This window comes from Mesorhizobium sp. M4A.F.Ca.ET.020.02.1.1 (assembly GCF_004022645.1).
Taxonomy (GTDB): domain Bacteria; phylum Pseudomonadota; class Alphaproteobacteria; order Rhizobiales; family Rhizobiaceae; genus Mesorhizobium.
The window spans coordinates 1-11,960 of record NZ_RZOI01000105.1 but is presented as its reverse complement, the minus strand read 5'-3'; the positions used below and the strand labels follow the sequence as shown (position 1 = coordinate 11,960).

The window sequence follows — 11,960 nt, the reverse complement described above, 5'->3', positions numbered from 1 at the left end:
GAACTGTTACCTATGTATCCGGTTCAAACTGTTACCCATCTATCGGCTGGACACCGGCGGGCGGATGAGGGGCGGGGCCGACCTCGACAATTGGCTGAGAAATTCAATTCGGGAATTCGGTGACCGCGCACTTTTCGCGACAAAGCTGCCGTCAAATATCATAGGCCCGTGCTGCCTGCCGGCATCCTCTCCCTGGGGACAGGGGACGCTCTCATTGCCGATTCCGCCAATCGACAACGCGGCAGGAAAAACGCCAAGGGCGGCTCGTCTCTACCCATCCACCAGCTCTCGCAACGCCATGCGCTTGTAGGCCGCGACCAGCCGGTCGCCTTCCTTGCGGTCAACGGAGATCGCCAGCCGCATAGCGGCCTCACCCATCTGCCAGATCAGCAGCGCTGTCGTCTCAAGCGCCACCGGATCGGCATTCGGACGCAGCCGCTTGAGCACCGCTGTCAGGAATTCCGCGTTGGCGCGGCTGTCGGCGAGTTCCAGCGCGTGCAGTGCCTTGTCGGCCTGCGTGCCCGACCAGATGTCGCGCATCACCGGTTCAGCCAGGAACAGACGGTAATAGACGTCCACCAGTTCCGAAAATGCTCGCCGCAAGCCCTCGGCGTCGCCGACATCCTTGAGCGCTGCGGCAATGCAGGCCTGGCTTTCGGCGGTGTAGCGCTCGGCCAGCGCCCAGACGATCGCCCGCTTGTCGGGGAAGAACTGGTAGAGCGAGCCGATCGAAACGCCCGCCCTTTCCGCCACCTCGCCCATGCGCATGGCGTCGCTGCCCTGCTCCGCGATCAGCGCCGAGGCGGCGGCAAGCATGCGCTCGACCCGCTCGCGGCTGCGCTGCTGGCTCGGGGACCGGCGCGGCGAGGCCACCGATCCATCCTGCTGATGCGGCGCGGCACCTCTGCCTTCCATGGAGTCCTCCGGAAAGATTCTGCGACAACTCGCTTGACTCACAAAATACGAGGGTTTATCACGTTTTGCAAATGTGAGGATTACTCATATTTGTAAACCGAGGAGATCGAGATGACTGCGAAACCTATTTTGATCCTGGGCGGCACCGGCAAGACCGGCCGGCGCCTGGCCGAACGGCTGATCGCCAGGAAAATTCCTGTGCGCATCGGCTCCCGCGCTGGCACGCCACCCTTCGACTGGCTGGACAAGGAAACATGGGGCCGTGCGCTCGACGGCGTCGGCGCCGTCTACATCAGCTACTATCCAGACATCGCCGTGCCGGGCGCCGCCGAAACCGTCGAGGCGTTTGCCCGGCTTGCCGTCGAACGCGGCGTCAAGCGCCTGGTGCTGCTCTCCGGTCGCGGCGAGCCTGAAGCCCAGCGCGCCGAGGAGATGTTGAAGGCCTCCGGCGCCGACTGGACCATCCTGCGCTGCGCCTGGTTCTCGCAGAATTTCAGCGAGGGCTTCCTGATCGAGTCTATCCTCGAGGGCGAGGTCGCCTTGCCGGTCGGCAATGTCGGTGAACCTTTCGTCGAAGTCGACGACATCGCCGACGTCGCCGCAACCGTCCTGACGGAGCCAGGTCATATCGGCCAGCTTTACGAGCTCACCGGCCCGCGCCTGTTGAGCTTCGCCGACGCCGTCGCCGAGATCGGCAAGGCCGCCGGCCGCGACATCCGTTACCAGCAGATCTCACATGCCGAATTCACCGAGGCTGTGGCGGCGCACAATTTGCCGCCGGAATTCGGCTGGCTGCTCGACGAGCTCTTCACGAAGGTGCTCGACGGCCGCAACGAGACGCTGGCCGACGGCGTGCAGCGCGCGCTCGGCCGCCAGCCGAAGGACTTTTCCGCTTATGCAACCGAAACCGCCGCCAGCGGCATCTGGAGCAATTGAGATGATGAAACTTCTTCCCACCCTCACCTTCATTGCCGCGATCGGCTCCGGCGTCGTCGGTGGCGTTTTCTTCGCCTTTTCCAATTTCGTCATGGCGGCGCTTGCCCGGCTGCCCGTCCCAAGCGGCATCGCGGCGATGAATTCGATCAACGTCACGGTGATCACCCCGACGTTCATGACGGCCCTGTTCGGCACCGGCCTCATCTGCCTGGGGCTGATTGCCGCCGCGCTGTTGGGCTGGACCCAGTCGGGCACGTATTGGCTGCTTGCCGGCGCCGTGATCTATTTCGTCGGCAACCCGATCGTGACCATGGTCTTCAACGTGCCGCTCAACGACGCGCTCGCCGCCGTCGACCCGGCGAGCGCCAACGGCGCCGCCGTGTGGGCGAACCATCTGAGCCAATGGGTGATGTGGAACCACGTCCGCACCATCACGGCCATCGTGTCGATGGCCTGTTTCATCCTGTCGATGCTTTGAGAAGCGCAAGGCACAAACAAAAGACCCGGCTCAGGCCGGGTCTTTTTTATCACCTTTGCGATCCGCATGGCCGAGATCGCGCTCCGGGTCGATGACGTCGCGGACCAGTTGCTTGAGCTTCGCGGCGTCCGGAAAGCCGCCGTCGCGCTTGCGCTCCCAGACAAGCGTGTCATTGCAGGAAATGCTGAAGATGCCGCCGGTGCCCGGCACCAGCGTCACCTCGCCGAGATCGGTGCCGAAGGTCGAGAGCAGCTCCTGCGCCATCCAGCCGGCTCTGAGCAGCCACTGGCACTGCGTGCAATAGGTGATGCGGACGGTAGGCAGCGGCTTGTCGCTCATATCAGGTTGAGCTTCGCTCATATTTCGGACTTAGGCCGCGCTGAGCTTGGCCATGGTCTCGTCGTCGACCTCGAAATTGGCGTAGACGCTCTGCACGTCGTCGTCGTCCTCGAGCGTGGCGACCAGCTTCATCAGCGACTGCGCGCGTTCCTCGTCGACCGGAACGTTGTTCTGCGGCTGCCAGATCGGCTTCACCGATTCCGCCTCGCCGAGCGAGGCTTCCAGCGCCTTCGACACGTCGCCGAGATTCTCGAAGGCGCAGTAGATGGTGTGGCCTTCCTCGTCCGATTCGACGTCGTCCGCGCCGGCTTCGATCGCCGCTTCCATGACCTTGTCGGCGTTGCCGGCCGATGCCGGATAATAGATCTCGCCGACGCGGTTCCACATGAACGACACCGAGCCGGTTTCGCCCAGCGCCCCGCCGGCCTTGGTGAAGGCGGCGCGCACGTTCGAAGCCGAACGGTTGCGGTTGTCGGTCAGCGCCTCGACGATCAGCGCCACGCCGCCCGGGCCGTAGCCCTCATAGCGCACGGCCTCGTAGTTTTCGCCGTCGCCGGCCGAAGCCTTGTTGATGGCGCGCTGGATGTTGTCCTTCGGCATCGAGACGGCCTTGGCGTTCTGCACGGCAAGGCGCAGCCGTGGGTTCATCGCCGGGTCCGGCGTGCCGGTCTTGGCGGCGACGGTGATTTCGCGCGCCAGCTTGGAAAACATTTTCGACCGCACCGCGTCCTGGCGGCCCTTGCGGTGCATGATGTTCTTGAACTGTGAATGGCCAGCCATGGCACCCCTGTCGTTTTCGGCTAGAGCATCCTGAAGCCAGGTGCAGTGACCTTGCTCTTCGCAAAATGCTCGAATTCAAAATTTCAGAACGTCCCTGATACGCCTGCAAGGCATACGGCGCTCTCTCGGAATGGCCGGCTTATAGATAAATCGGCTCAATTCGTCCAGCCGCGCGTGGTAAAGGGGCGCGCGCGGATCCGATCGATCCGGCCTTCAGTGCTCCAGATCGGACTTCAGCCGGCCGATGATGCTTAGCGCATGGCCGGCATACTGGCTGATCCAGCGGTCATGGATCTGCTTGATCGGCAGCGCGTTGAGATGGTTCCAACGCTCGCGCCCCTCGCGCTTCGCCACGACGAGCTCGGCCTCCTCCAGCACCTTGAGGTGCAGCATGACGGTGCACCGGTCCATGTCGGGGAAGGCCTCGCACAGCATGCCTGTGGTGAGCGGCGCATCCTTCAGCCGATCCAGCAATTCCCGCCGGCGCGGATGCGCCAGCGCCTTGAAAACATTGTCGTCTCGCGATCGGCTTGACATGTTATAATTCTATAACATATCGTCGAGACGAGCAAGGAAGGAGCTGTGGATATGTCTCTTGGATTCAGGGTTTCCGGTCGCATCGGCAAGCCGGTCGCCGAGGTCTTCGACGCAGTCGCCAATCCGGGCAAGCTGAGCGGCTATTTCACCACCCTTGGCGGCGCCAGCGCCCCACTGGTCGCCGGCACCACCGTGACCTGGTGGAAGACCGTGCCGGTGGAGGTCGATGAGGTGGTTCCCAACAAGCGCATTTTGCTGCGTTGGGATGGCAGCGGCCCCGGCGTAGTGCCGGCTTACAAGACCACGATCGAGATGAACTTCGAGCCGCTGGAGGACGGCGGCACCTTCGTCACCATCGCCGAAAGCGGATGGCGTGAGGATGAGGCCGGCCGCAAATCATCCTATGGCAATTGCGAGGGCTGGTCACAGATGCTCGCCTGCATGAAGGCCTATGTCGAGTACGGCATCAACCTGCGTGAAGGGTTCTACCCCAGCGAAATGCGTGGTGAGCTACCGACTTCGGACAGCAAATAAGCCCGAGGCAGCCGGGAAGGGGACCGCCCGCCGCCGGGCGGGCTGCCATGCTCAATGCCCTTCGCCGGACCTTGCCTTCTTGCGCCGCCGCGCCAGCATGTTGAGCCCCTCGACCAGCGCCGAAAAGCCCATCGCCGCGTAGATGTAGCCCTTGGGCACATGGTAGCCCATGCCGTCGGCGATCAGCGTCATGCCGATCATCAGCAGGAAGCCGAGCGCCAGCATGACGATGCTGGGATTCTTGGCGATGAAATCGGCAAGCGGACCGGCCGCCAGCATCATCACGCTCACCGCCACGATGACGGCGATGTACATGATGGCGATCTCGTCGGTCATGCCGACGGCGGTGATGATCGAATCGATCGAGAACACGAGGTCGAGCAAAAGGATCTGGAAGATGGCGCCGGCGAGCGATATCTGCAGCGTCTCGCCGAGCATCGTGTCCTTGTGGTCCTCGGGATCGACCGTGTGGTGGATTTCCTTGGTCGCCTTCCATACCAGGAACAGGCCGCCGGCTATCAGGATCAGGTCGCGCCAGGAGAAGCCGTGGCCAAGGGCGGTGAACACCGGCGTCGTCAGCTGGACGATGATCGAGATGGTGGCGAGCAGCACTAGCCGCATGATCAGCGCCGCCGAGATGCCGAGCCGGCGCGCGCGGGCCCTTTGCCCTGCGGGCAATTTGTTGGTCAGGATCGAGATGAAGATCAGATTGTCGATACCGAGGACGACCTCCAGCACCACCAGCGTCAGCAGCGCGACCCAGGCGGTCGGGTCGGAGACAAAGGCAAAGTGCGGCGCCAGGAATTCGATGAGCTGCATGGAGGTCGTCCCCTCTACGATCTGAAGCAGGTGTCGCCGCCAGTTAGGTACTGACGCCGCTCATATCAATGTCACGACCAGAAGGACGGCGCGGTTTCTTCCAGCCTGGGCCCGCGACGAAACGGCGCGATCTTCTCCGCCAGCCCTGTCCGGTCGGAAATCTCGACGCCGACGCCGCACAAGGTCGCCGGACCGTTTGCCGCCTCGAAGCGGCCTTTCGGCACTTTCGACAGGAAGCGGTTGAGCGGCTCCTCCTTGTCCATGCCGAGCGAGGAATCATAATCTCCGCACATGCCGGCGTCCGACATATAGCCTGTGCCGCCATTGAGGATCTGGTGGTCGGCGGTCGGCTGATGCGTGTGGGTGCCGACGACGAGGCTGACGCGGCCATCGACGAAATGCGCAAAGCACATCTTTTCCGACGTTGCCTCGGCGTGGAAATCGATGACCACCGCATCGGCCTGCTCGCCGAGCGGACAGGCGGCAAGCTCGCGCTCGCCGGCCTGGAACGGATCGTCGAGCTCGGGATGCATGAAGACGCGCCCCATGATGTTGGCGACCAGCACGCGCGCGCCGTTCCTGGCGATGTAGACGCCGGAGCCGCGCCCCGGCGTGCCCTTTGGGAAATTGGACGGACGCAGGAAGCGCTCCTCGCGCGGCGCGAAGACCAGCGCGTCGCGCTGGTCCCAGACATGGTTGCCGGTGGTCACGACATCGGCGCCGGCGGCGAGCGTCTCGCGAAAAATCTCCTCGGTGATGCCGAAGCCGCCGGCGGCGTTCTCGCCATTGACGATGACGAAGTCGAGCTTGAAGTCCGAGATCAGGCCCGGCAGTTGTTCCCACACCGCCGTGCGCCCAGTTTTTCCGACCATGTCGCCGAGGAAGAAAAGTCTCATACGATCCCGCGCTGAAAGTCCGCCAAGCAAAAGCTGCATGACTTTCCGCAAAAGATCATGCGTTCTCAGACGCTTTTCTACAATTCCGGCGTGAACCGGCGCAACCCGCTCTCGGTGAGTATTTCCGGGATGATCACATCGTGGTTCTCATCGGGGACCTGTGCCACCTCCTGGCAGTCGAAGGCGATGCCGATCAGCCTGGGGGACAACCCCTTGTCGGCCAGCTTGCCGATCGCACGGTCGTAGTAGCCGGCGCCATAGCCGATGCGATGGCCGCGCGCGTCGAAGGCGGCGAGCGGCACCAGCATGACGGACGGATCGAGCACCGCCGCCTCCTCATGCGGACCGACCGTGCCGAAGCCCATTTCGACCATCGGCGCGCCACGCACCAACTCGCGAAAGACGATTGTGCTCTTGTCGAGGATGGCCGGCAGACAGAGCCTTGCGCCCTTTTCGCGCAGCGCAAACATCAGCGGCCGCACGTCGACTTCCGAGCGCATCGGCCAGAAGCCGGAGACGATCTGCCCATGCTCGACGGCGATCTGGTCGCGCGCCGTCTCGGCCATTTCGAGCGCGATCTCCACCCGCCAGAATTCGTCGAGCGCGTCGCGGCGGGCCAGTGCTTCCTTGCGCAGATGTTTTTTCAGGTCTTTGGAAGAGGTCATGTGCGGACGCTAGAAAAGGCCGCAGCGAGGCGGCGTTGCAGGAGCGACGTTTTCTACCGCTTATCCCAAAATTCGGTGAGTGACGATCCACGCAACCGGTGGAGAGGTCGATCCCGGGTGCCTACAAAGTAGGTGGGCGCCGTGTGAGAAAACCCACGGGTCTTCCCAGGGACAGCTCCCTAAGGATCGATAAGGCCCCGGGGATAAGTTTCTCCTGCCGGGAAGCGCAGACCGCCAAAGCCAATATAGGCCGATGGCTGGCCGAGCGCCAGAGAAACGGGATCTATCGCACAACGCTGGCCAGCAAACCCGGGCCTGGCGTTGCGACGCTGCCGCGCCTTGCGCTGTCGAGGTCGCGTCCTTACGGTCGGCCCGGACGAACCAGGGAGCAAAAATGCGTTTCGAAGGCACCGCGGCCTATGTCGCCGACAAGGATCTGATGGTTGCGGTCAACGCGGCGATCGCGCTGGAGCGGCCCTTGCTGGTCAAGGGCGAACCGGGCACCGGCAAGACGGAGTTGGCCCGCCAGGTGGCGGCGGCGCTCGGGCTGGATTTCATCGAATGGAACGTCAAGTCGACCACCAAGGCGCAGCAGGGCCTCTACGAATATGATGCCGTCTCACGGCTGCGCGACAGCCAGCTCGGCGACGACCGCTTCAGCGACATCAGGAACTACATCAAGCGCGGCAAGCTCTGGGATGCCTTTGCCGCGGCGAAGAAGGTGGTGCTGCTGATCGACGAGATCGACAAGGCCGACATCGAGTTCCCCAACGACCTGCTGCAGGAACTCGACCGGATGGAATTCTTCGTCTACGAGACCGGCGAGACAGTTCGCGCGGCGCTGAGGCCGATCGTCATCATCACCTCCAACAACGAGAAGGAACTGCCGGACGCCTTCCTGCGCCGCTGCTTCTTCCACTACATCCGCTTCCCCGACATCGAGACGCTGCACCGCATCGTCGACGTCCACTATCCGGGCATCAAGCAGAACCTGGTGCGGGCGGCGCTCACCCAGTTCTACGAGATCCGCGACGTGCCGGGCCTGAAGAAGAAGCCGTCGACCTCCGAGGCGCTCGACTGGATCCGCCTGCTGGTCGCCGACGACATCGCGCCGGAAGACCTGCGCGCCGACCCCAAGAACATGCTGCCGAAGCTGCACGGCGCGCTGTTGAAGAACGAACAGGACGTGCATCTGTTCGAGCGCCTGGCCTTCATGGCGCGACGGCAGGGGTAAAGCCGTGCCTGAACATGTAGTGTTGGTTGTCTCCATAACACGCTGGGTCGATGACGAGCCGCAGCCGGGAATCGTTGAGTTTGAGTTCAGCGATCGGTTTGGCCGGCTATGGCGCTTCCATGAAAAGCAGAGCCTTGTTTCGTCAGAATGGCTGGATGCGAATTGCATCTATCCGAGATCCGGCGACATCCGTTGCTTGGCCCTGTCCCAAAGCCAAGACCAATACGGTCGGTTGATCGCGAAGATCGATACGTCTCAACCATACTCCGTTGAATCTCTCGAAGAGGTCAGCCGCTTTGAGGTCTTTGCCAGCCAGCTTCTGCCTGGAGCCTAGTGGTTAAGAGCAGGATTAGGCGGTTGCTCGCCGTGGACCCTTGCCGCGCTAGCGGACATTGCCCAAGCTACAGCGCAAGAAAACGGAGAGCATTCGATGTCCGAGATCACCATCCGCCCGCTCGCGCAGTCAGATCATGCCGACTGGCGGCGCCTGTGGACCGCCTACCTCACCTTCTACGAGACCACGCTGCCGGACGAGGTCTACGCCCTGACCTGGAAGCGGCTGTTCACGGAAGGCGAGTTCGAGCCGAAAGGTTTTATCGCCACGCTGGACGACAAGGCGGTGGGTCTCACCCATTATATCTACCACCGCTCCTGCTGGTCGCTGGTCAACAACTGCTACCTGCAGGACCTGTTCGCTGACCCGGGCGTGCGCGGCAAGGGCGTGGGCGCCGCGTTGATCAAGGCGGTGCAGGACGAGGCCGGCAAGATCGGGGTGAAGAACGTCTACTGGATGACGCACGAGACCAACGCCACCGCGCGCCGGCTCTACGACCATGTGGCACGGCGGACGGGCTTCATCGAATACGATCTGCTATAGATGGCCGCATGTTCCTCCCCTTCTTCCTCGAATTGAAAGTCGCGCGGGTTCCCGTTTCGCTCAGGGAATATCTGTCGCTGCTGGAGGGGCTGGAAGCCGGGCTGGTCGACTATGATGTCGAGGGTTTTTATTACCTCGCCCGCGCGGCCCTGGTGAAGGACGAGCGCCATATCGACCGCTTCGACCAAGTGTTCGCGCATATCTTCAAGGGCGTCGAGGCGCTTGGCGGGCCGGACGCCGTCGAGGTCGCCAACATCCCCGAGGAATGGCTGCGCCGGCTCGCCGAGAAGCACCTGACCGAGGAGGAGAAAAAGCAGGTCGAGGCTCTGGGCGGCTTCGAGAAGCTGATGGAGACGCTGAAGCAGCGGCTGGAGGAGCAGAAGGGCCGCCACCAGGGCGGCTCGAAGTGGATCGGCACTGGCGGCACCTCGCCCTTCGGCGCCTATGGCTACAATCCGGAAGGCGTGCGCATCGGCCAGCACGAGAGCCGCCACCGCCGCGCGGTGAAGGTCTGGGATAAGCGCGAATTCAGGAATTTCGACGACGGCGTTGAGCTCGGCACCCGCAACATCAAGGTGGCGCTGAAGCGGCTGCGCCGCTGGGTGCGCGAGGGCGCCGAGGAGGAGTTCGACCTGCCCGGCACCATCCACGCCACCGCCGAGCATGGCTATCTCGACGTCAAGACGCGGCCGGAACGACGCAACGCGGTAAAACTTCTGATGTTCTTCGATGTCGGCGGTTCGATGGACGATCATATCAGGAGCCTCGAGGAGCTGTTCTCCGCCGCCCGCGCAGAATTCCGCCAGCTCGAATATTTCTACTTCCACAACTGCCTCTACGAGCGCGTCTGGAAGGACAATCGCCGCCGCTTGGCCGAGACGATCCCGACCTTCGACCTCATCCACAAATACGGTCCTGACTACAAGGTGATCGTCGTCGGCGATGCCTCGATGAGCCCCTACGAGATCGCCCATCCCGGCGGCTCGGTCGAGCACTGGAACCCGGAGGCCGGCGGCGTCTGGCTCGGCCGCCTGCTGCAGCAATGGCCGAATGCGATATGGCTCAACCCTGAAAGCCAGAAGAACTGGGGCTACACCCATTCTATCGGGATGATCCGCGACATCTTCGGCGGCCGCATGTTTCCGCTGACGCTTGCCGGGCTCGAAGCGGCGACGAAACAGCTTTCGCGCAGGCACTAGCTCCAGCGCAGGCCGGTGGTAGGCAGAGCTGTAACAAACACCTATCTTCGTGCGAATACGACATGCCAACCAACAACGAGCCGCCAAGGCCGAGGAGATCTTCATGGACACCCACGCCTATCCCGTCACCCGCACCGATGCCGAATGGCGCGCCAGGCTGACGCCCGAGCAGTATGCCGTCATGCGCAACCATGGCACCGAGCGTCCCGGCAGTTGCGCCCTGCTTTATGAGAAGCGCGCCGGCACCTTTTCCTGCGTCGGCTGCGACCAGCCGCTGTTCGAATCGAAGCTGAAGTTCGAGAGCGGCACCGGCTGGCCGAGCTTCAACGATCCGGTGCCGGGCTCGGTCGAGACCACGGTCGACCGCAGCTATGGCATGGTGCGGACCGAATGCCACTGCTCGCGCTGCGGCAGCCATCTCGGCCATGTCTTCGAGGACGGCCCGCCGCCGACCGGCCTGCGCTATTGCATCAATGGCGTGGCGCTGAAATTCGAGCCGGCCGCCTGAGCGACCGTCCCAACTTCTGGTCTGCAAAGGGCGGCTCCGGCCGCCCTTTTTCGTTTCAAGCCACGACCGTCGCAATCAGCCACAGCGCCGAGCCGAGCATCATCAGCGACGCCTTGCCACCGCCTGACTTTTCCGCGGTTCGCCAGACGGCGAAGGTCAGGAAGAGATTGTAGGGCACCAGCGTGAAATGCACGGCCAGAACCAACCAAAGCGGCAGCTTCAGCCCGAGCAGGATGAGCGCCAGCACCGACGATGCGATGTTGATAGCCGTGCCGACAAGCACCATGTCGCGCCAGAACAGCCGGTCGAGTGGCACCCGGCCCTGCCAGCGCGAGCGGAAGAAGCCGGCTAGGCCACCGACCTTGCTGGGCCCCGTGCGGGCCGGATGCGATTCGTCCATCGGTTGGGCTCCGCTTGCGATCATGCCGCTTCGAAAATGCCGGAGCCTGCCGTCAAAGCAAGCCCCCGCAACATGTGACGCTAATATGACACGGAAATCTGGCATCAATGCTCAAGCGGGCCGGAAACCTGTGTTCCGCATTGCCAGTCAGTCATTTTGCAGCGCCAGCATGGAGGAGTTCAAATTGAGCGATCATGTCTACAATGTACTTTTTCTCTGCAATGCGAACTCGGCCCGGTCAATCATGGGGGAGGCCATCCTGAACCGCGTCGGCGCCGGTCGTTTCAAAGGCTATTCTGCCGGCTCGCAGCCGAAAGGAACGGTCAACCCCTATGCGCTGCAGCTGCTGGAAAGCCTGAAATACGACACCTCCTTCGCCCGGTCGAAAGGCTGGGAGGAGTTTTCCGGACCTGACGCGCCGGAGATGAATTTCGTCTTCACCGTCTGCGATAACACGGCGAATGAGAGCTGTCCGATCTGGCCCGGCCATCCGATGACGGCGCTTTGGGCGGTGCCGGACCCCGCCAAGGCATCCGGCACCGAAGCCGAGCAGCATCTCGCCTTCGCCGAAGCCTATCGCATGCTGAGCAACCGTATCGCGGTGTTCACCAACCTGCCGATGGGTTCGCTCGACAAACTGGCGCTGCAGCAGCATCTGGACGAAATCGGCCGCGACGGGTCCGGGCCAAACTGAAGAGCAGGCAAGTGGGGAGAGCGAACGACCGTCGGGCCTAGGGCCGGGTTTCCCCGAGCACCACGACGACGGCCTGCTCAAAGCGCGAGCATTCCGTCACCAGCCAGTCGGCCATCGCCGGCCAATTGTCCTCGGCATAGCAATTCACC

Annotated in this window: 17 protein-coding genes and 1 other RNA gene; 9 read left to right on the top strand and 9 right to left on the bottom strand. The window is 63.0% G+C overall.

The annotated features are described in order from the left end of the window. Nucleotides 1-270 precede the first annotated feature (270 nt). Complete coding sequence (locus EN742_RS09970) at nt 271-915, bottom strand: TetR/AcrR family transcriptional regulator (protein ID WP_126057846.1); 645 nt, start codon at nt 913-915, stop codon at nt 271-273. Nucleotides 916-1,026: 111 nt separating this feature from the next. On the opposite strand from EN742_RS09970, the gene EN742_RS09965 reads away from it, so the two are divergent. Continuing rightward, nucleotides 1,027-1,851 (top strand): NAD(P)H-binding protein, encoded by an 825-nt coding sequence (locus EN742_RS09965; RefSeq protein ID WP_126057845.1) that lies wholly within the window; start codon nt 1,027-1,029, stop codon nt 1,849-1,851. 1 nt (nt 1,852) lies between these two features. Then, complete coding sequence (locus tag EN742_RS09960) at nt 1,853-2,329, top strand: DUF1772 domain-containing protein (RefSeq protein WP_126057844.1); 477 nt, start codon at nt 1,853-1,855, stop codon at nt 2,327-2,329. Between the two features lie 30 nt (nt 2,330-2,359). Here EN742_RS09960 and EN742_RS09955 read toward each other — a convergent pair whose 3' ends face one another. The 3 genes from EN742_RS09955 to EN742_RS09945 form a co-directional block, all read right to left on the bottom strand. Then, nucleotides 2,360-2,668 (bottom strand): SelT/SelW/SelH family protein, encoded by a 309-nt coding sequence (locus EN742_RS09955; protein ID WP_245455343.1) that lies wholly within the window; start codon nt 2,666-2,668, stop codon nt 2,360-2,362. A 30-nt stretch (nt 2,669-2,698) separates the two neighbouring features. Next, nucleotides 2,699-3,448: a YebC/PmpR family DNA-binding transcriptional regulator gene (locus tag EN742_RS09950; RefSeq protein ID WP_126057842.1), complete on the bottom strand. Its 750-nt coding sequence runs from the start codon at nt 3,446-3,448 to the stop codon at nt 2,699-2,701. A 213-nt stretch (nt 3,449-3,661) separates the two neighbouring features. Then, a complete protein-coding gene (locus EN742_RS09945; protein WP_126057841.1) occupies nt 3,662-3,985 on the bottom strand; it encodes a helix-turn-helix domain-containing protein in 324 nt (107 codons plus the stop codon). Nucleotides 3,986-4,036: 51 nt separating this feature from the next. Here EN742_RS09945 and EN742_RS09940 point away from each other — a divergent pair, with 51 nt between their 5' ends. Next, nucleotides 4,037-4,519, top strand: coding sequence for an SRPBCC domain-containing protein (locus EN742_RS09940; RefSeq protein ID WP_126057840.1), 483 nt, complete (start codon nt 4,037-4,039; stop codon nt 4,517-4,519). Nucleotides 4,520-4,570: 51 nt separating this feature from the next. Here the strand turns inward: EN742_RS09940 and EN742_RS09935 are convergent, their stop codons facing one another. The 4 genes from EN742_RS09935 to ssrS all read right to left on the bottom strand — a co-directional run bounded on the left by EN742_RS09935 (nt 4,571) and on the right by ssrS (nt 7,135). Beyond that, nucleotides 4,571-5,338: a TerC family protein gene (locus EN742_RS09935; RefSeq protein ID WP_126057839.1), complete on the bottom strand. Its 768-nt coding sequence runs from the start codon at nt 5,336-5,338 to the stop codon at nt 4,571-4,573. 71 nt (nt 5,339-5,409) lie between these two features. Then, nucleotides 5,410-6,234, bottom strand: a complete 825-nt coding sequence (locus EN742_RS09930; RefSeq protein ID WP_126057838.1) for a YmdB family metallophosphoesterase — start codon at nt 6,232-6,234, stop codon at nt 5,410-5,412. Between the two features lie 77 nt (nt 6,235-6,311). Beyond that, nucleotides 6,312-6,899 carry a 5-formyltetrahydrofolate cyclo-ligase gene (locus EN742_RS09925; RefSeq protein WP_126057837.1) on the bottom strand — a complete coding sequence of 196 codons (588 nt, stop codon included), beginning with the start codon at nt 6,897-6,899 and terminating at the stop codon, nt 6,312-6,314. 80 nt (nt 6,900-6,979) lie between these two features. Beyond that, a non-coding RNA gene (gene ssrS / locus EN742_RS09920) (6S RNA) lies at nt 6,980-7,135 on the bottom strand. Between the two features lie 158 nt (nt 7,136-7,293). Between ssrS and EN742_RS09915 the strand changes: the two genes are divergently transcribed. From EN742_RS09915 to msrB, 5 genes are all read left to right on the top strand, one after another. Beyond that, nucleotides 7,294-8,133 carry a MoxR family ATPase gene (locus tag EN742_RS09915; RefSeq protein WP_126057836.1) on the top strand — a complete coding sequence of 280 codons (840 nt, stop codon included), beginning with the start codon at nt 7,294-7,296 and terminating at the stop codon, nt 8,131-8,133. 4 nt (nt 8,134-8,137) lie between these two features. After that, nucleotides 8,138-8,467 carry a hypothetical protein gene (locus EN742_RS09910; RefSeq protein ID WP_126057835.1) on the top strand — a complete coding sequence of 110 codons (330 nt, stop codon included), beginning with the start codon at nt 8,138-8,140 and terminating at the stop codon, nt 8,465-8,467. 96 nt (nt 8,468-8,563) lie between these two features. Next, nucleotides 8,564-9,010: a GNAT family N-acetyltransferase gene (locus EN742_RS09905; protein WP_126057834.1), complete on the top strand. Its 447-nt coding sequence runs from the start codon at nt 8,564-8,566 to the stop codon at nt 9,008-9,010. 8 nt (nt 9,011-9,018) lie between these two features. Beyond that, nucleotides 9,019-10,209 (top strand): VWA domain-containing protein, encoded by a 1,191-nt coding sequence (locus EN742_RS09900; protein ID WP_127405413.1) that lies wholly within the window; start codon nt 9,019-9,021, stop codon nt 10,207-10,209. A gap of 103 nt (nt 10,210-10,312) precedes the next feature. After that, on the top strand, nt 10,313-10,717 hold the full coding sequence (msrB, locus tag EN742_RS09895; RefSeq protein ID WP_126057832.1) for a peptide-methionine (R)-S-oxide reductase MsrB: 405 nt from the start codon (nt 10,313-10,315) through the stop codon (nt 10,715-10,717). Between the two features lie 55 nt (nt 10,718-10,772). Here msrB and EN742_RS09890 read toward each other — a convergent pair whose 3' ends face one another. Then, a complete protein-coding gene (locus tag EN742_RS09890; RefSeq protein ID WP_127405414.1) occupies nt 10,773-11,117 on the bottom strand; it encodes a hypothetical protein in 345 nt (114 codons plus the stop codon). Between the two features lie 184 nt (nt 11,118-11,301). On the opposite strand from EN742_RS09890, the gene EN742_RS09885 reads away from it, so the two are divergent. Continuing rightward, nucleotides 11,302-11,811 (top strand): arsenate reductase ArsC, encoded by a 510-nt coding sequence (locus EN742_RS09885; protein ID WP_189347377.1) that lies wholly within the window; start codon nt 11,302-11,304, stop codon nt 11,809-11,811. Nucleotides 11,812-11,960: the final 149 nt, after the last annotated feature.